This is a genomic window from Microcella sp., assembly GCF_051860105.1.
Classification (GTDB): domain Bacteria; phylum Actinomycetota; class Actinomycetes; order Actinomycetales; family Microbacteriaceae; genus Microcella.
The window spans coordinates 138,333-155,654 of record NZ_JBHYEO010000006.1 but is presented as its reverse complement, the minus strand read 5'-3'; the positions used below and the strand labels follow the sequence as shown (position 1 = coordinate 155,654).

The window sequence follows — 17,322 nt, the reverse complement described above, 5'->3', positions numbered from 1 at the left end:
GGCGAACCCCGAAATTGGGGGTTCACCCGTCCACGATGTCGTGAGACATCACACCGAGGGGATGACGGGAATCGAACCCGCGCTATCAGCTTGGGAAGCTGAAGTTCTGCCATTGAACTACATCCCCAGTCGCACCGCAGAGGTGCCTTGTCAGTGTAGCGAACCTGACCGCCTCGCTAGGCTGGCCGCATGCTGCTGAGCGATCGCGACATCCGGGCCGAACTCACGTCGGGCCGCATCGGCCTCGATCCGCTCGACCTGGGGATGGTGCAGCCGTCGAGCGTCGACGTGCGACTCGACTCGCTGTTCCGGCTGTTCGACAACCACAAGTACCCGTTCATCGACCCGGCGGAGGAGCAGCCCGACCTCACGCGACTGGTCGAGGCGAAGGCGGGCGAGCCGTTCATCCTGCACCCGGGCGAGTTCGTGCTGGGGTCGACGTACGAGCAGGTGACGCTGCCGGATGACGTCGCGGCGCGCCTGGAGGGCAAGAGCTCGCTCGGGCGGCTGGGTCTGCTCACCCATTCGACGGCGGGCTTTATCGATCCCGGTTTCACGGGGCATGTGACGCTCGAGCTCAGCAATGTCGCGACGCTGCCGATCACGCTCTGGCCCGGCATGAAGATCGGGCAGCTGTGCTTCTTCCGGCTCTCGTCGCCGGCCGAGAACCCCTACGGCACGGGGCAGTACCTCAACCGCTACCAGGGGCAGCGCGGGCCGACCGCGTCGCGCTCGTGGCAGAACTTCCACCGCACCGAGATCGCGCCCGCCGGGGAGTAGTCGCGGCGGTCAGCCCCCGGCGAGCGCCGCGACCCGGTCGATCAGGTCGCGCGAGCTGAAGGGCTTGACGATGTAGTCGTCGGCGCCCGCGGCGTAGGCCCGATCGATGTCGTGCTGCTGCGACTTCGCGGTGAGCATGAGCACTTTCATGCGGCGCTCGGTGTCGGTGGTGCGTAAGCGCTCCAGAACTTCGAGGCCGTCGAGCTTGGGCATCATCCAGTCGAGGATGATCACCGCGGGCTCGCGATGCGCGATGGCCTCGAGCGCCTGCTCTCCGTCGGTGACGCTCTCGACCTCGTGGCCGGCGCCCCGCATGCGATTCTCGAGGAGCAGCAGCACGTCGGGCTCATCCTCGACGATCAGCACATGAGCCATGCGATTCCCTCCCCGGCATCTGGTGCGTAGTCTCTCACGAAAGAGGCGCGGCGACAGGAGCGTTCAGGGGAGGAATCTCAATGGGCCACGAAGGCTTCGCATCGACGCTCTGGCGGTCGACGACCCCCGCCCGTCGCGTCGGCGTCGTCGGGCTCATCGTCGTCGCGGGCGCAGTGAGCTTCGCCTCGGTGAGTCTCAGCCCGCTGAACGCGACGGTGGCGGCGTGGTGGCCGGCGGCGGGCTTGAGCGTCATCGCCCTGCTCGCCTCGCGCGGCACGCGGCTCGTCGCGGCGGGGGGCATCGCCGCGATCACGGCGGCGGGCAATGTGCTCGGCGGGCGCGAGTTGCTGGTGGCCGTGCTGTTCGGCATCGCCAACGCCACCGAGGCCTGGATCGTCGCGCGGGTGCTCACGGGGGGCGGCCCGGATTCGCGACTCGACAGCCCGCGCGATGTGAGTCGGCTCATCCTCGCGTCGCTGCTCGGGTCTCTCGCGATCGGCGTTCTCGCGGGCCTCACCGCGACCCTTCTGCGCGGCGATGACTTCGTGCCGATCTTCCTGTCGCTCATCGCCTCGCACTTCTCGGCCCTCGTCATCGTCGTGCCGCTCGGGCTGGTGAGTCGGCGCCTCGGCCGGCTGGCGGGGGTGGGCGAGTCGGTGGCCCAGGCGCTGCTGCTCGCGGCCGTCATCGCGGTCGTCTTCTGGCCGGGCACCACGATGCCGATCGCCTTCGTGCCGTTCGTCGCCCTGCTCTGGGCGGCCTTCCGCCTCTCGACCCTCCTCCTCGCGATCGAGCTCATCGTCATGGCGCTCGCCGTCACCGTGCTCACCGCGCTCGGGGGTGGGCCCTTCGCCCTGTACGCCGACGACGGCACCCGCACGACCATCGAGCTCTTGCAACTGTTCTTCATCGTCAACGCGACCGCCGCGCTCTTCGTGTCAGCCGCCCGCAACGAGTGGGCCAACGTGGTGACGCAGTTCGAGGCCCGCCAGGCGCTCTTGCGCGGAGGCATCGTGAGCGCCGACACGGGCATCTTCATCGGCGAGCGCCTCGACTCGGGCCGCATCCGCATCGTCGGGGTCAACCCGGTTGCGCTCGAAGCGCTCGGCTGGAACGATCTGCCGGGCGAGTGGGAGAACCGGATGCTGACGGCTCGGGCCGATCAACCCCTGCTGGGCTTCTCGGCGATCGACGATCTCGTGCGGGCCGAGCAGTCGGGGCGGGTCGAGCTCGTGCGGGGGTCACGGCGCTACGACGTCGATGTCGCCACCTTCTCCCAGGCCGGGGGCCGACCGATCGTGACGATCATCTTCACGGATGTCACGGCGCGCGATCGCCGGGAGCGCACGGCGCTCGCGGCCGCCGATGAGCTGCGCGAGCTCAACCGCCAGAAGGACGACTTCATCGCTTCGGTGAGCCACGAGCTGCGCACGCCGGTGACGAGCATCTTGGGCTTCGCGGAGCAGTTGACCGAGGCCGACCTCGATGACGCCAACCGGCTCGCGGGGCGCATCATCCACCGCAACGCCCGTCGCCTCGCCGACGTCATCGAAGACGTTCTCGAGCTGAGCCAGCTCTCCAGCGCAGAGGCCGCTCCTCGCCCGGCTGTCGAGGTCGACGTCGGGCGCCTCCTGACGGAATGCGTGGAGGACGCGACGGGGCTCGTCACGCCCGGCCGCGACGTGCGGGTCGACCTGCGCCTGCCGGATCATCCGGTGAGCATCCTGGGCGTCGAGCAGGACCTCGCGCGCGTGTGCTCGAACCTGCTCTCGAACGCCGTGAAGTTCAGCCCTGTCGGCGGCACGGTCACCGTGACGCTGACGGAGGACGCCGAGGCGCTCGAACTGCGCATCGCCGACGAAGGGCCGGGCATCCCGCTCGCGGAGCAGGAGGTGGTCTGGGATCGCTTCTACCGCGTGCAATCGCCGCACCATCGCGATGTTCCCGGCACGGGCCTGGGCCTGCCCATCGTTCGGGCACTCGTGCGGCAGCGCATCGGCGGCGAGGTCGAGCTCGTCTCCGACGGCGTGCACGGCACGACGGCGGTGGTGCGCGTGCCGCGCCGGCGCGTGCAGGTCGCGGAGGCGACGCCGGGTCAGGGGGCGGGCGCGTAGTCTCCGTGCCACGCGGCGAGCTGCCAGCCGATCCACGGGCTGAAGGCGAAGGGCGCGGCCGTGACGGCGGCTCGCAGCTCGGCCGGGTCGAGCCAGGCCCACTCGGCGACCTCATCGGCGGCGGCCGAGACCTCGCCCTCGGCGCGGGCGGTGTAGACCGGGCAGATCTCGTTCTCGACGACGCCCGAGGCGTCGACGGCGCGGTAGCGGAAGTCGGGGAGGGCGACGCGCACATCGGTGAGACCGAGCCCGAGCTCGCGCTCGGCCCGGCGCGCGATCGCTTCGGCGACGTCTTCACCGGGAGCCGGATGCCCGCAGAACGAGTTCGTCCACACCCCCGGCCAGGTCTTCTTGCCGAGCGCCCGGCGGGTCACGAGCACGCGCCCCGCCGCGTCGAACACGTGGCACGAAAACGCCAGGTGCAGGGGCGTGTCGGCCGTGTGCACGGTCGCCTTCGGCGCCGTGCCGATCACGGTGCCGTCGTCGGCAAGGAGAACGACGGTCTCAGGGGATTCGCTCATGGGCCGGGTAGTCTGCTCGGGTGAAGAGGAACGACCTGGAGGCGATCGCAGAGTCGCGAGCGGCCATGGTCGACGCTGTGCTGGAGCGCTTCTTCAGCCTATCCAAGAAGCGCGCCGCTCCTCTCGGTCAGCACTACGAGCACCTCTGGGGTCTGCTCGAGCGCAACACGCAGGGCGGCAAGCGCTTCCGCCCCCGCATGGTCATGGCCGCGTATGCGGGCCTCGGCGGTTCTGACATGGATGCCGCGGCCTACGTGGGCGCCTCCTTCGAGCTGCTGCACACCGCCCTCATCGTGCACGACGACGTGATCGATCGCGATTTCGTGCGGAGGGGCATCCCGAACATCTCTGGCGCGTATCGCGACCATGCCGTTGACCGCGGCGTGAGCGTCGAGATCGCCGAGCACCGCGGCGTCTCAGCCGCCGTCATCGCGGGCGATCTGGCCCTCTTCAACGCCTACCGGCTCATCGACAAGAGCGGCGTGGGTTCTCCGCTGCGCGAGCGACTGCTCGACGTGCTCGACGAGGCGATGTTCGCGAGCGCGGCAGGCGAGCTCATCGACGTCGACTTCTCGATCGACCCCGACATGCCGCTCGTCGACGACATTCTCACGATGGAGCGCCTCAAGACCGCCGTCTACTCGTTCGAGACGCCGCTGCAGGCCGGCGCCATCCTCGCCGGGGCGAGCGAGCAGACCGTCGACAGCCTCGGCGACTTCGGGCGCGATATCGGCATCGCCTACCAGATCGTGGATGACGTGCTCGGGGTCTTCGGCGAAGAGGAGTCGACCGGCAAGACCACGATCGGCGATCTGCGCGAGGGCAAGCGCACCGTCATGATCGCCTTCGCCTGCTCGACGCCCGCCTGGGCGCGACTATGCGACCTCATCGGCAAGGCCGACCTGAGCGTCGACGAGGCCGCCGAAGCCCGCTCGCTGCTCATCGAGTGCGGTGCGCGCGCCTTCGCCGACGACCTCGCGCGCGGGTACGCCAACCGCGCGCTGGCCCGCCTGGCCGAGCCGCACATTCCCTCGTCTCTGCGCGACGAGCTGCACCCCGTCGCCGAGACCGTGCTGAAACGGGTGAGATGAACCGCTTGAGCCTGTACGACCGCGTCGCCGACGAGACGGCCGGGGTGGTCATCCGCCGCTACTCCACCTCGTTCGGGCTCGCCTCCCGACTGCTCGATGCGGCGGTGCGCCAGCACGTCGAGAACATCTACGCCCTCGTGCGCGTCGCCGACGAGATCGTCGACGGCGGCGTGGCCGAGGCCGGCCTCGACGCCGTGCACGCGGCGCGCTACCTGAACGAGTTCGAGGCCGAGACGAACGCCGCCATGGCCTCCGGCTACAGCACCAATCTCGTCGTGCACGCGTTCGCCCGCACGGCGCGTGCGGTGGGCTTCGGTGAGGAGCTCACCGAGCCCTTCTTCCACTCGATGCGCATGGACCTCACCGACACCGAGCATGACCAGGAGAGCTTCGAGCGCTACGTCTACGGCTCTGCTGAGGTCGTCGGACTCATGTGCCTCCGGGCGTTCGTGCAGGGGATGGACATCGACGACGAGCAGAATGAACGCCTGGTCGCCGGTGCGCGCGCCCTCGGAGCGGCCTTCCAGAAGGTCAACTTCTTGCGCGATCTTTCGGCCGACTTCGAAACGCTCGGCCGCAGCTACTTCCCCGGGGTGAGCGTCGGCTCATTCACGGAAGGTGACAAGGTGCGGCTGCTCGACGACATCGACGACGATCTGCGCGTCTCGGCAGCGGTGATCCCCGAACTGCCGAAGGGCAGCCGCCGCGCAGTCGCCCTGGCCCAGGGTCTGTTCGCCGAGCTCTCCGTGCGCCTCCGCAAGACCCCCGCGAGCGAGCTCATCCGCGCCCGCGTGCGCGTTCCCGACCCCGTCAAGGCCCGCATCGCGCTCGGCGCGCTCGCGGGTCGCACGCCCCGCCCGCGCGCTGCCGCGAGCGCTTCCTCGATCGGAGCATCAGCATGAGCCGCGTCGTCGTCATCGGTGGAGGGATCGCCGGCCTCGCGAGCGCCGCGCTGCTCGCGCGCGACGGCCACGACGTGACCCTCGTCGAGAAGCAGCCCGAGGTCGGCGGCCGTGCCGGCTCGTGGGAGAAAGACGGTTTCCGCTTCGACATGGGCCCCTCGTGGTACCTCATGCCCGAGGTGTTCGACCACTTCTTCAAGCTGTGCGGCACGAGCGCCGCCGAGCAGCTGCAGCTCGTGCAGCTCGACCCCGGCTATCGCGTGATCACGCAGGGCTTCGACACCCCCACCGACATCGCCGCCTCGCGCGAGGAGAACATCGCGCTCTTCGAGTCGATCGAGCCCGGCGCGGGCGCGAAGCTCTCGACGTACCTCGACTCCGCCCTCGACACCTACGAGATGGCGAAGAAGCGGTTCCTCTACACGAGCTTCGCCTCGTTCGGGCCGCTGCTGCGCGGCGACGTGCTCGTTCGCACCGCCAAGCTCGTCAAGATGCTGCTGCAGAACCTCGACGACTATGTCGCACGGCGGTTCCGCGATCTGCGGCTGCGCCAGATCCTCGGCTACCCCGCCGTGTTCCTGGGGTCGTCGCCGTTCCTCACGCCGAGCATGTACCACCTCATGTCGCACCTCGATCTGACCGACGGGGTGCTGTACCCGATGGGCGGCTTCACGCGCCTCATCGAGCGCATCGCCGCGGTGACCGCAGAGCAGGGGGTGAGCATCCGCACCTCGTCGCCCGTCGCGCGCATCATCGTCGACCCGGCCACGAGGCAGGCTCGCGGGGTGGAGCTCGAGGGGGGCGAGGTCATCGAGGCCGACATCGTCGTCTCGGCCGCCGACCTGCACCACAGCGAGACCCAGCTGCTGAGCCCCGAGCTGCAGACCTACCCGCAGTCGTACTGGGACAAGAAGACGGCGGGCCCGAGCGCCCTGCTCATGTATCTGGGGGTGAAGGGCGAGCTGCCGCAGCTCGAGCACCACACGCTGCTCTTCACGGCCAACTGGCGCGAGAATTTCGAGTCGATCTTCGGGCCGCAGCCGACGTTGCCCGATCCGGCCTCGCTCTACATCTGCAAGCCCAGCGGCATCGACCCCTCGGTCGCCCCCGACGGGCACGAGAACGTCTTCGTGCTCGTTCCCGCACCCGCCGACCTCTCGTTCGGGCGCGGCGACGTCGACGGTGACGGCGACACCCCGCTCGAGGTCTACGGCGATCGCATCGTCGCGCAGATCTCCGAGTGGGCGAAGATCCCCGACCTCGCCGACCGTATCGTCGTGCGCCGCACCTACGGCCCGGGCAACTTCAACGACGACCTCAACGCGTGGCGGGGCACGGCCCTCGGGCCGGCGCACATCCTGTCGCAGAGCGCCTTCTTCCGAGCCGGCAACGTCTCCAAGAAGGTCAAGGGGCTGTACTACGCGGGCGGCTCGACGATCCCCGGCATCGGCCTGCCCATGTGCCTCATCAGCGCCGAGATCCTCGTCAAGCGGCTGCGCGGCGACACCTCGACGGGCCCGCTGCCCGAGCCCCTCGAGCGCACGGTCGGTGCGGCCTCGGCCGATCCGGCGACCGCCGCCGCCTGACCTCTCGAACGCGGATGTCTCCGATCAACTTCGCGTACCTCGCCGCGCTCGCCGTGTCGATCACGGGCATGGTGCTGCTCGACCGCCGCTTCCGGCTCTTCTTCTGGCGCGACGCGCGCCGGGCGGCGATCGTCCTGCCGCTGGGCGTCGCCTTCTTCCTCGTCTGGGACCTCGGCGGCATCCTGCTCGGCATCTTCTTCCGCGGGCAGACCGAGTTCATGACCGGGCTGCTCATCGGGCCCGAGCTGCCGATCGAAGAGGTCTTCTTCCTCACCCTGCTCTGCTACAACACGATGAACGCGTACACGGCGGCGGTCGACTGGCTGGATGGCCGATGGTCGCGCCGGGCATCCACCGCCTCGATCGATGAGGGGGCGGCGGGATGACCTACACCCTCCTCAACATCGTCTTCCTCACCGTGGTCGCTCTCGTCGCGATCGCGGCCATCGTCGCTCGCCGGGCCCCGCGCTGGCGCGCGGTGGGGCTCGCCGCCGTGCTGCTGCTCACGCTCACGGCGATCTTCGACAACGTGATCATCGGCACCGGCATCGTGGCCTACGACGACAGCCTGATCAGCGGCGTGCTCATCGGCCTCGCACCGATTGAGGACTTCGCCTACACGGTCGCGGCCCTCGTGCTGCTGCCCTCGGTGTGGGAGCTGCTGCGGCGCACACCCAGCCGCCATGATGGGGAACCGTGAGGACCCTCGGTCAGCTGCTCGTCAGCTCGCGCCCCCTGAGCTGGATCAACACGGCATTCCCGTTCGCCGCCGCGTACCTGCTCACGACGGGCCGCAGCGACGCCGCCTTCATCATCGGCACGATCTACTTCCTCATCCCCTACAACCTCGCGATGTACGGCATCAACGACGTCTTCGACTACGAGAGCGACTTGCGCAACCCGCGCAAGGGCGGTGTGGAGGGGGCACTGCTCGATCCGAGCATCCACCGCACGACGCTGTGGGCGGCGGTCATCACGAACGTGCCGTTCCTCATCGCGCTCGTCGCGCTCGGCTCGCACCTGTCGTGGATCGTGCTCGCCGTGAGCGTCTTCGCCGTCGTGGCTTACTCGGCCAAAGGCCTGCGCTTCAAAGAGAAGCCGGTGCTCGACTCGATCACGTCGTCGACCCACTTCGTGAGCCCCGCGGTCTACGGCCTCGTTCTCGCGGGCGCGGTGTTTACGCCCGCCCTGTGGTTGATCCTGATCTCGTTCTTCCTCTGGGGCATGGCCTCGCACGCCTTCGGCGCGGTGCAGGACGTCATCGCCGACCGGGAGGGCGGGCTCGCGTCGATCGCGACGGTCTTCGGGGCGCGCGCCACGACCCGGCTCGCGGTCGCGGCCTACGCGCTCGCGGGCCTGCTGCTGCTGGGCACCGAGTGGCCGGGGCCGCTCGCCCTGCTCGCCGCGGTGCCGTACGTCGTCATCGTCGCCCAGTTCTGGATGATCACCGACGAGACGGCCGAGACGGCCAATCGCGGCTGGAAGCGGTTCCTGCTGCTGAACTTCATCGCCGGGGCGATCGTGACGATGCTCATGATCTATTGGGCGATCAATCGCTGAGGCTGGCGTCTACAGTCTGCCCGCGAGCCCGATCGCGGTGAGCAGCAGCACGGGAGCGAGACCGAGCACGATGCTCACGCCGAGCGCGAGCGTCGCGATCGCCCGCCCACCGAGGCGCGGGGCGGACCGCAGGGCGAGAGCGGCCGCGACGGCGGTGAGCGCGGCGATGACGGCGGCCAGAGCGAGCGAGGCGAGCGTGAGCGCGATCGGGTCGATGCCCGGGATGCTCACGGCCCCCGTCGCGACCACCGTCTGCAGCACGAAGCCCAGCAGCGTGAAGCCGGTGCCCGCCCGCGCGAACGCGGCGGCACGGTTCGGCCCGGGGCGCATGCTGCGGCTGAGCTCTGGGCCGAACGCCGAGAACGGGTCGGGCTCGCGATGCGGGCGGCCGCGCCAGGCGTCGCCGTCCCACCACTGCTCGTAGCCGGGGCGCTCGAGCAGGGGTTGCCAGCCGGGCCCCGATCGATCGAGGTCGGCTTCGTCATCGAGAGAGTCGGGGTCGGAGCTCACAACTTGTAACGGTAGCCGAGCTCGACCGGGTAGTCGCCGCGCGCGGTCAGTTGCGCCGCGGCATCGGCGAGGTGCGACAGCGTGAGGCCGAGAATCTGCGGGCCGAACGAGATGCGCCCGACGCCGAGCTCGGCGAGGCGGGCGAGGGGCAGGTAGCCGGGATGCGCGAAGACCGCGATCGGCGCCCGCACGGCGGCGACGGCGTCCGCCACCATCGTCTCGGTGCGCAGGCCGAGCATGAAGATGCTCGTGGCCCCGGCGTCGACGTAGGCGTTCGCGCGGTCGATCGCCTCGTCCCAGTTGTCGGGGGAGCCCGCAAGGGTGTCGGTGCGCGCGTTGATCGCGAGCGGCACGCCCGCCGCGTCGGCGGCGGCGCGGGCGGCGGCGACGCGTTCCGCTGCCTCGGTGATGGGTCGGCGTGCGCTCGTCGCGCCCGCGAGTGAGTCTTCGATGTTGAGGCCCGCGGCGCCGGCCTCGATGAGCCGCGCGACGTTGTCGCGCACGCCCGCGGCGTCGGCCGCGTAGCCGCGCTCGAAGTCGACGCTCACGGGCAGCTCGGTCGAGGCGGTGATGCGCGCGGCGGCGGCGAGGGCCATGTCGACCGACATGCCCTCGCCGTCGTCCACGCCGAGCGAGAAGGCCACCGAGTGGCTCGCGGTCGCGAGTGCCCGCACCCCGGGGGTGCGGGCGACGATGCGAGCCGTCATCGCATCCCACACGTTCACGACGATCAGGGGATCGCCCGGAACATGCAGGGCGGTGATAGCGGCGGCCTTTTCGGCGGGTGAGGTCATGCCTCTACGGTCTCACGATCGCCGCGGTGTGCGCCGCATCGGCCGTGGTGGCCGCGGCGGTGCCCGTGTCCGGGCCAGCGACCGTAGCCCGGGCGCCCGTGCGGCACGCCCTGGCTCTCGTCCCAGCCGAGGTTGCGGGCCATCGTCTCGAGCGTCGCCATGGTCGTGGCGTAGTCCTCGTCGCTGATGCCCTCGCGGGCGGTGTCGTCGAGGCCGCGGTAGTACTCGTGAGCGAGGGCGCGCTTGCGCCAGGCGGCGACGCGCATCCAGCGGCGCGGGGTCATCGTGCTGGCGTCGAACGCGGGGCGGTCAGAGGGTTCGGATGAGTTCTTCATGGGGGAGTCTCCTTCAGAGAATGTGTATGTCATGTGACAACGAATGTCACCCTACATATATTCCAGCCGCAGCACAACGAGGCGCCGAGCGCTCTCGGCGAACACGTTCGATGTACCGTGACATCCATGGATGCGCAGCCCGACGACCTCGACCCCATCGCGGCCATCGAGCGCGCCGTGAGCGAGCTGCGCCGATCGAACGGCCGCCCCGGCAGGCCGGCCCACCAGCCCGGGCAGCACGGGCCGTTCGGGTGGAAGGGCGGACGGCACGAGCATCCCTTCGCCAACATGGCCCGCTACCGCCTGCTCTCGACCCTCGACCGCCTCGGCGACGGCGCGAGCGTCAGCGAGCTCGCCGCCGCCATCGGCGTCGACCAGCCGCGCGCGAGCCGTGTCGTCGCCGACTGCGTCGAGCGCGGCCTCGTGACGCGGTCGACCGATGCGACGGATGCCCGGCGCAGCGTCATCGCCCTCACCGACGCCGGCCGTGCCGTGCTGGAGGAGCGCCGCCGCGAGCGCCGCGCCGCGGTCGAGCGGGCGCTCGACGGCTTCACGCCTGACGAGCGGGCGCAGTTCGCCGCCCTCCTCGCGCGCTTCGTCGCGGGCAGCCGGCCGAGCTGAGCGCGCCTACCCTCGGCACACTGTCAGCGATGCCGAGCGCGACTCACGGTTTCGGTTGTCACCATCGCGCATGAGCTCGGTGCGCCTGCGCGACTATCAGCCCTCCGACATGGATGCGATTCTGCGTCTGTGGGACGAGGTGCGCCACGAGGGCGTCGAGCCCGTGTACGCGCTCGCCGAGGTGCTCGCCTCGTGCGAGAAGGACCATGCCGTCGTGGCGGTGAACGGTGAGACGGTGCTCGGCATCGTCGTCGCGCGCGCGGCTCACGACCAGGGATGGATCGTCTTCCTCGCCGTGACGGCGTCGGCGCGCGGCGCGGGCATCGCCGGCTCGCTGCTCGCCGCGCTCGAGCAGCGCATGGCGCCCCAGGGCCTCACGCGCTTGTCGATCCTCGTTCCCGATGCGCAGCAGCAGCACGGCGCCCTGACCAAGGCGGGCTTCGCCGACCGCGCTCACCTGAGCTACTTCGAGCGCGAGATCCCCGTGAAGCAGCGTGAGCTGACCGCGCTGCGCGACCTCGGCGGGCGCATCCTGCCCCGCGATCTGTGGGGCTCGATCGCGGGCATGCAGGCCGAGAAAGAGCTGCTCGAGCGTCGCCTCGTGCTGCCGCTCGCCGACCCGGCGCTCGCCGAGCAGTTCGGGGTCGAGCCGCCGCGCTCGATCGTGCTCTTCGGCCCGCCCGGCACCGGCAAGACCACGTTCGCGAAGGCGGTGGCCTCGCGCCTGCAGTGGCCCTTCGTCGAGGTGTTCCCCTCGCGGCTCGCGCACGGGCCGCAGGGCCTCGCGGGCGGGCTGCGCGAGACCTTCGCGACGATCGCCGAGCTCGACCACGTCATCGTCTTCATCGACGAGGTGGAGGAGATCGCGGCCCAGCGCGGCGGCGAGCCGCCGTCGGCCATGCAGGGCGTGACCAACGAGCTGCTCAAGATCATCCCCGCGTTTCGGGATGCCCCGGGCCGGCTCCTGATCTGCGCGACCAACTTCATCCGCGCCCTCGACGACGCCTTCCTGCGCCACGGCCGCTTCGACTACGTCATCCCGACCGGGCTTCCGGATGCTGCGGCGCGCGCGGCGATCTGGTCGCGCTACGTGCCGGATTCGGTCGAGGGCGAGGTCGACCTGCCGCAGCTCGTGGCGAGCAGCGACGGCTACTCGCCCGCCGACATCGAGTTCGCGGCGCGATCGGCGTCACAGGCGGCACTCGAGCAGTCGGTCTTCGGGGCACCGGGGGCGGGCATCCGGGGCCCCTCGACCGATGATTACCTCACGGCGATCGCCCGCACGCGCGCGACGGTCTCGTCGGAGGTCGCGAGCGAGTTCCGCGAAGACATCGCGGCCCTCGCCCGCACCTAGGCGAGCGCTACGCCTCGACCGTCTTCGGCGGCGCCTTGACGAACAGCAGCATGATGCCGCCGGCGAGCAGCACGAGCGTGATGCCGAGGATTCCGAACAGGGTCTGGTTGGCGGCGACGGCGATGAAGACGCCCCAGAGCAGCGAGGCCATCCAGCCGGCCGCGCGGCCCGTGGTCGCGTAGAGGCCGAAGACCTCGCCCTCGCGCCCTGCAGGAGTGACCCGGGCGAGGAACGAGCGCGAGGCGGCCTGCGCGGGCCCGACGAAGGCGGCGAGCACGATGCCGACGGCCCAGAACAGCCCCGCGCCGAGGTCGGCGAAGAAGAAGACGATGAGCGTGCAGATGACGAGCCCGAAGACCGACACGAGAATCACCCGCTTGGGGCCGAAGCGGTCGTCGAGGCGCCCGGCGAGGATCGTCGAGACCCCGGCGACGATGTTGAGCGCGATGCCGAAGATCACGAGGTCGGTGAAGCCGAAGCCGAAGACGATGCCGGCGATGACCGAGCCGAAGGTGAAGACCGCCGAGAGGCCGTCGCGGTAGACCGCGCTCGCGAGCAGGAACCAGAAGGTCGGCCGGGTCTCGCGGTAGAGCCGCACGACGCCGCGCACGAGCTCGACGTAGCTGCGGAAGAACCCGACCTTCTCCGCCGCGGCCGTCTTGGGCGGCTCGGGAACGCTGAGGAAGATCGGGATCACGAAGATGATCGTCCAGATCGTGGCGCCGAGCGCGATGAGCTGGAAGGTCGTGCCGGACTCGCCGTCGAGCACTCCGCCGAGGATCAGGCCGACGACGATCGTGAGCGCGACGATGCCGCCGAGGTACCCGAAGCCCCAGCCGAGGCCCGAGACCTTGCCGATCGTCTTGGGGGTCGAGACCGAGATGAGCAGGGCGTTGTAGTTGACGCCCGCGATCTCGCCGAAGACGCTGCCGATCGCGATGAGCGCGACGCCCATCCAGAACCACTCGGCGCCCGGCTGCACGAACACCAGCCCGAGCTGAGCGACGATGAGCAGCGCCGTGAAGATGAAGAGCTGCAGCTTCTGCCGCCCGGCCCGGTCGGCGCGCTGGCCCATGACCGGCGCGAGCAGCGCGATGAGCAGGCCGGCGACCGTGATGCCGTAGCCGAGGTTGCTGGCGAGCTGCCCGAGTGCGGCTTCTTCGCCCGCGGTGCCGATGACCGCCGGGTCGATGAAGAAGGTGCTCGTGAGGAAGCTGGGCACCCACACGAAGGTGAGCAGCACGGTGTTGAACGGTTGCGTCGCCCAGTCCCAGAACGCCCACGCGAAGACCCGCTTGCGAGGAACGGCGACGCCCTCCTGCAGGTCGAGCCCCATGATGCCCACCGCCCCGGTGTTCGCGGTGACCGGGATCGATTTATCGGTGGACTTCTCTGTCATGCGCTCACGCTACCCCGCAGGGGTGAACGGCAGGTAGCGCGAAACGGCGTTGGTTTCGCTGGTGCGGATGACGGGGGTGCGGGAAGCCCGCACCCCCGTCGGTGCGGCGCTACGCCGTCGACTTCTCGTCGCGCACCATGTGCACCACGACAAGGGTCAGGATCGCGAGCACCGCGTTCTGCAGGGCCGGGTCGAGGCCGTTCCAGTCGACCGAGCGCCACATGTTGAACCACTCGCCGCCGACCGTGATGAAGGCCGTGAAGAAGACCAGGATCACGAGGATCAGACCGAGGGTCGCGAGCGAGCGGGCCGCGGCGAACGAGACCGAGCCGCGCATCGCACGCACCCAGGCGACGACAGCGATCAGCAGCACGATGCCGGCGAGCGCCTCGGCGATGATCAGGCCGATGTAGCCGACGTTGGCCAGCACGGGGTTGTCGATGGCGCGCCACATGATGTCGGGGTCGAGATTGACGTCTTGGCCCTGACCGAAGTTCGTGGTGTCCATCGCGAGCACCCGCTCGACGAACGCGTAGTTCGTGTCGTAATCGGTGATGTTCCCGAAGGCGACGAGCAGCATGTACAGCCCGTTGGTGGCCACCAGCACGAGTGCGGCGACCGAGAGAGAGCCGAGGCGCTGCCACCATGGGGTCGCGGCGCCGGTCGCGGCGGGGGTGGATGGGGTGGTCATCAGTAACTCCTTTCGTGAGGCGTCAATGCCTCCTCTTCAGCGTATCGAGAAACCGAGCCTGAGAGTTGAGCCAGAGCGACGCAGGTTTGCCGCGCTCGACTTGACAGCGGGCATCCCGAATCTCAAACTTGATACATCGCGACTCAACCTTTCGCGCCTGCAGACTTCGCAGTACTGAACCAGAAGGAGCACCACCATGGCTCGTGCCGTCGGCATCGACCTCGGAACCACCAACTCCGTCGTCTCCGTTCTCGAGGGTGGAGAACCCACCGTCATCGCCAACGCGGAAGGCTTCCGCACGACCCCCTCGGTCGTGGCCTTCACGAAAGACGGCGAGGTGCTCGTCGGCGAGACTGCGAAGCGCCAGGCCGTCACCAACGTCGACCGCACCATCGCAAGCGTCAAGCGCCACATGGGCACCGACTGGAAGCAGGAGATCGACGACAAGAAGTACACCCCGCAGGAGATCAGCGCGCGCATCCTGGCCAAGCTGAAGCGGGATGCGGAGCAGTACCTGGGCGAGAGCGTCACCGACGCCGTCATCACGGTGCCCGCCTACTTCAACGACGCCGAGCGCCAGGCCACCAAGGAGGCCGGCGAGATCGCGGGCCTCAACGTGCTGCGCATCATCAACGAGCCCACCGCGGCCGCCCTCGCCTACGGCCTCGACAAGGGCAAGGAGGACGAGCTCATCCTCGTCTTCGACCTCGGTGGCGGCACGTTCGACGTGAGCCTGCTCGAGGTGGGCAAAGACGACGACTTCAGCACCATCCAGGTGCGCTCGACCGCCGGTGACAACCGTCTCGGTGGCGACGACTGGGATGCCCGCGTGGTCGACTACCTCGCCAAGCGGTTCAAGGAGTCGACGGGCGTCGACGTCAGCAACGACAAGATCGCCAAGCAGCGCCTCAAGGAGGCCGCCGAGCAGGCGAAGAAAGAGCTGTCGAGCTCGACGAGCACCAACATCCAGCTGCCGTACCTCTCGCTCACCGAGAACGGCCCCGCCAACCTCGACGAGACGCTCACGCGCGCCAAGTTCGAAGAGCTCACGAGCGACCTGATCGACCGCACGAAGAAGCCCTTCGACGACGTGATCCGCGAGGCCGGCGTCAAGGTCGGCGACATCGCCCACGTTGTGCTCGTCGGTGGCTCGACCCGCATGCCCGCCGTCACCGAGCTCGTCAAGAAGCTCACGGGCGGCCGCGAGCCCAACAAGGGCGTCAACCCCGATGAGGTCGTCGCTGTCGGCGCGGCCCTGCAGGCCGGCGTGCTGAAGGGCGAGCGCAAGGATGTTCTGCTCATCGACGTCACCCCTCTGAGCCTCGGCATCGAGACCAAGGGCGGCATCATGACCAAGCTCATCGAGCGCAACACGGCCATCCCGACCAAGCGCAGCGAGACCTTCACGACGGCCGACGACAACCAGCCCTCCGTCGCCATCCAGGTCTTCCAGGGCGAGCGCGAGTTCACGCGCGACAACAAGAACCTCGGCACGTTCGAGCTGACCGGCATCGCCCCTGCCCCGCGGGGCATCCCGCAGATCGAGGTCACCTTCGACATCGACGCCAACGGCATCGTGCACGTGAGCGCGAAAGACAAGGGCACCGGCAAGGAACAGTCGATGACCATCACGGGCGGTTCGTCGCTCGCGAAGGAAGACATCGAGCGCATGGTGCGCGAGGCCGAGGAGCACGCCGCGGAGGACAAGGAGCGTCGTGAGAAGGCCGAGGTGCGCAACAACTCCGAGCAGCTCGTCTACTCGATCGAGAAGCTCATCAAGGAGAACGAGGACAAGCTTCCTGACGACGTCAAGGGTGAGGTGCAGGCCGATGTGGATGCTCTCAAGACCGCCCTCGCCGGTGACGACGACGCGGCCGTGAAGACGGCGTTCGACGCCCTCAACGCCTCGCAGACCAAGCTCGGCGAAGCCATCTACGCCGCGTCGCAGATGGAGCCGACGCCGTCGGACGACCAGGAGACCCCTGTCTCGAACGATGAAGACGTGGTCGACGCCGAGATCGTCGACGACGAGGACGACAAGAGCGCTGACGGCGGCAAGGACAAGAAGTAGCCATGGCGGCCAAGAAGCGCGACGACAGCCCTGAGGAATTCGACGAGCACGCCGAGCCGCTCGCCGAGGACGGCGCCGTGACCGACGCGGAGTCGGCCGAGGACCTGGTCGCTGCGGAGGACGCGGACGTGGAGGTGTCGGAGAGCGGCAACTCGCTCGACGCCGACATCGACCACATCCTCTCCGAGGCCGGGCAGCGCGAGATCGAGGAGTACCGCGATCGCGCTGCCCGCGCCGAAGCGGAGCTCGCGAACTTCCGCACGCGCGTCGAGCGCGACCGCGCGGCCAACCGCGAGGCGGTCATCGCCGATGTCATCCGCTCGCTGCTGCCCGCGATCGACGACCTCGATCGGGCTGCCGCGCACGGTGACCTCGAGGGCAGCCCCCTCGAGCTCGTCGCGCAGAAGCTGCGGCAGTCGTTCGAGCGCTACGGTCTGCGCTCGGTCGGTGTGGTCGGTGAGCCCTTCGACCCGGCGTTCCACGAGGCGATCGTGCAGCTGCCGAGCGCCGAGGCCACGTCGCAGACGGTGGCCGACGTCATCGAGGTCGGCTACGCCCTCGGCGACCGCCTCGTGCGGCCGGCCAAGGTGGCCGTCTCGGTTCCGCAGGGCTAGGTGA

The 17,322-nt window shown here is 69.4% G+C and carries 19 protein-coding genes and 1 tRNA gene; 12 read left to right on the top strand and 8 right to left on the bottom strand.

Annotated features, from left to right (window positions below):
- Positions 1 to 56 precede the first annotated feature (56 nt).
- Positions 57 to 127, bottom strand: a tRNA-Gly gene (locus tag ACTIE9_RS05475).
- Positions 128 to 189: 62 nt separating this feature from the next.
- Here ACTIE9_RS05475 and dcd point away from each other — a divergent pair.
- Positions 190 to 780 (top strand): dCTP deaminase, encoded by a 591-nt coding sequence (dcd, locus tag ACTIE9_RS05470; RefSeq protein ID WP_439564568.1) that lies wholly within the window; start codon positions 190 to 192, stop codon positions 778 to 780.
- Between the two features lie 9 nt (positions 781 to 789).
- Here dcd and ACTIE9_RS05465 read toward each other — a convergent pair whose 3' ends face one another.
- On the bottom strand, positions 790 to 1,155 hold the full coding sequence (locus ACTIE9_RS05465) for a response regulator transcription factor (RefSeq protein WP_439564567.1): 366 nt from the start codon (positions 1,153 to 1,155) through the stop codon (positions 790 to 792).
- Between the two features lie 80 nt (positions 1,156 to 1,235).
- Between ACTIE9_RS05465 and ACTIE9_RS05460 the strand changes: the two genes are divergently transcribed.
- Positions 1,236 to 3,269 carry an ATP-binding protein gene (locus ACTIE9_RS05460; protein WP_439564566.1) on the top strand — a complete coding sequence of 678 codons (2,034 nt, stop codon included), beginning with the start codon at positions 1,236 to 1,238 and terminating at the stop codon, positions 3,267 to 3,269.
- Here the strand turns inward: ACTIE9_RS05460 and idi are convergent.
- Positions 3,251 to 3,790 carry an isopentenyl-diphosphate Delta-isomerase gene (gene idi / locus ACTIE9_RS05455; protein WP_439564565.1) on the bottom strand — a complete coding sequence of 180 codons (540 nt, stop codon included), beginning with the start codon at positions 3,788 to 3,790 and terminating at the stop codon, positions 3,251 to 3,253. The two genes, ACTIE9_RS05460 and idi, sit on opposite strands and share 19 nt — an antisense overlap.
- Before the next feature lie 20 nt (positions 3,791 to 3,810).
- On the opposite strand from idi, the gene ACTIE9_RS05450 reads away from it, so the two are divergent.
- From ACTIE9_RS05450 to ACTIE9_RS05425, 6 genes are read left to right on the top strand one after another with little or no spacing between them, the layout of a single operon-like run.
- On the top strand, positions 3,811 to 4,881 hold the full coding sequence (locus ACTIE9_RS05450; protein WP_439564564.1) for a polyprenyl synthetase family protein: 1,071 nt from the start codon (positions 3,811 to 3,813) through the stop codon (positions 4,879 to 4,881).
- Positions 4,878 to 5,783 carry a phytoene/squalene synthase family protein gene (locus ACTIE9_RS05445; protein ID WP_439564563.1) on the top strand — a complete coding sequence of 302 codons (906 nt, stop codon included), beginning with the start codon at positions 4,878 to 4,880 and terminating at the stop codon, positions 5,781 to 5,783. The genes ACTIE9_RS05450 and ACTIE9_RS05445 overlap by 4 nt, the downstream gene beginning before the upstream one ends.
- Positions 5,780 to 7,369 (top strand): phytoene desaturase family protein, encoded by a 1,590-nt coding sequence (crtI, locus tag ACTIE9_RS05440; RefSeq protein WP_439564562.1) that lies wholly within the window; start codon positions 5,780 to 5,782, stop codon positions 7,367 to 7,369. Before ACTIE9_RS05445 ends, crtI begins: the two co-directional genes overlap by 4 nt.
- Positions 7,370 to 7,392: 23 nt before the next feature.
- Positions 7,393 to 7,755, top strand: a complete 363-nt coding sequence (locus tag ACTIE9_RS05435) for a lycopene cyclase domain-containing protein (protein ID WP_439564570.1) — start codon at positions 7,393 to 7,395, stop codon at positions 7,753 to 7,755.
- Positions 7,752 to 8,069: a lycopene cyclase domain-containing protein gene (locus ACTIE9_RS05430; RefSeq protein ID WP_439564561.1), complete on the top strand. Its 318-nt coding sequence runs from the start codon at positions 7,752 to 7,754 to the stop codon at positions 8,067 to 8,069. The genes ACTIE9_RS05435 and ACTIE9_RS05430 overlap by 4 nt, the downstream gene beginning before the upstream one ends.
- Positions 8,066 to 8,929, top strand: a complete 864-nt coding sequence (locus ACTIE9_RS05425) for a prenyltransferase (RefSeq protein ID WP_439564560.1) — start codon at positions 8,066 to 8,068, stop codon at positions 8,927 to 8,929. The genes ACTIE9_RS05430 and ACTIE9_RS05425 overlap by 4 nt, the downstream gene beginning before the upstream one ends.
- A 9-nt stretch (positions 8,930 to 8,938) precedes the next feature.
- Here the strand turns inward: ACTIE9_RS05425 and ACTIE9_RS05420 are convergent, their stop codons facing one another.
- From ACTIE9_RS05420 to ACTIE9_RS05410, 3 genes are read right to left on the bottom strand one after another with little or no spacing between them, the layout of a single operon-like run.
- Positions 8,939 to 9,439 carry a hypothetical protein gene (locus ACTIE9_RS05420; protein ID WP_439564559.1) on the bottom strand — a complete coding sequence of 167 codons (501 nt, stop codon included), beginning with the start codon at positions 9,437 to 9,439 and terminating at the stop codon, positions 8,939 to 8,941.
- Positions 9,436 to 10,233, bottom strand: coding sequence for an isocitrate lyase/PEP mutase family protein (locus ACTIE9_RS05415; RefSeq protein ID WP_439564558.1), 798 nt, complete (start codon positions 10,231 to 10,233; stop codon positions 9,436 to 9,438). The genes ACTIE9_RS05420 and ACTIE9_RS05415 overlap by 4 nt, the downstream gene beginning before the upstream one ends.
- Positions 10,230 to 10,568, bottom strand: coding sequence for a hypothetical protein (locus tag ACTIE9_RS05410; protein WP_439564557.1), 339 nt, complete (start codon positions 10,566 to 10,568; stop codon positions 10,230 to 10,232). Before ACTIE9_RS05410 ends, ACTIE9_RS05415 begins: the two co-directional genes overlap by 4 nt.
- A 126-nt stretch (positions 10,569 to 10,694) precedes the next feature.
- Here ACTIE9_RS05410 and ACTIE9_RS05405 point away from each other — a divergent pair, with 126 nt between their 5' ends.
- A complete protein-coding gene (locus ACTIE9_RS05405) occupies positions 10,695 to 11,189 on the top strand; it encodes a MarR family winged helix-turn-helix transcriptional regulator (protein ID WP_439564556.1) in 495 nt (164 codons plus the stop codon).
- A 70-nt stretch (positions 11,190 to 11,259) separates the two neighbouring features.
- Positions 11,260 to 12,543 (top strand): ATP-binding protein, encoded by a 1,284-nt coding sequence (locus ACTIE9_RS05400; RefSeq protein WP_439564555.1) that lies wholly within the window; start codon positions 11,260 to 11,262, stop codon positions 12,541 to 12,543.
- A gap of 7 nt (positions 12,544 to 12,550) precedes the next feature.
- Here the strand turns inward: ACTIE9_RS05400 and ACTIE9_RS05395 are convergent, their stop codons facing one another.
- Positions 12,551 to 13,942 (bottom strand): MFS transporter, encoded by a 1,392-nt coding sequence (locus ACTIE9_RS05395; RefSeq protein ID WP_439564554.1) that lies wholly within the window; start codon positions 13,940 to 13,942, stop codon positions 12,551 to 12,553.
- Between the two features lie 109 nt (positions 13,943 to 14,051).
- Positions 14,052 to 14,633, bottom strand: coding sequence for a DUF2165 domain-containing protein (locus ACTIE9_RS05390; protein WP_439564553.1), 582 nt, complete (start codon positions 14,631 to 14,633; stop codon positions 14,052 to 14,054).
- A 196-nt stretch (positions 14,634 to 14,829) separates the two neighbouring features.
- On the opposite strand from ACTIE9_RS05390, the gene dnaK reads away from it, so the two are divergent.
- Positions 14,830 to 16,704 (top strand): molecular chaperone DnaK, encoded by a 1,875-nt coding sequence (gene dnaK / locus ACTIE9_RS05385; protein ID WP_439564552.1) that lies wholly within the window; start codon positions 14,830 to 14,832, stop codon positions 16,702 to 16,704.
- A 2-nt stretch (positions 16,705 to 16,706) separates the two neighbouring features.
- Positions 16,707 to 17,318, top strand: a complete 612-nt coding sequence (locus tag ACTIE9_RS05380) for a nucleotide exchange factor GrpE (protein WP_439564551.1) — start codon at positions 16,707 to 16,709, stop codon at positions 17,316 to 17,318.
- Positions 17,319 to 17,322: the final 4 nt, after the last annotated feature.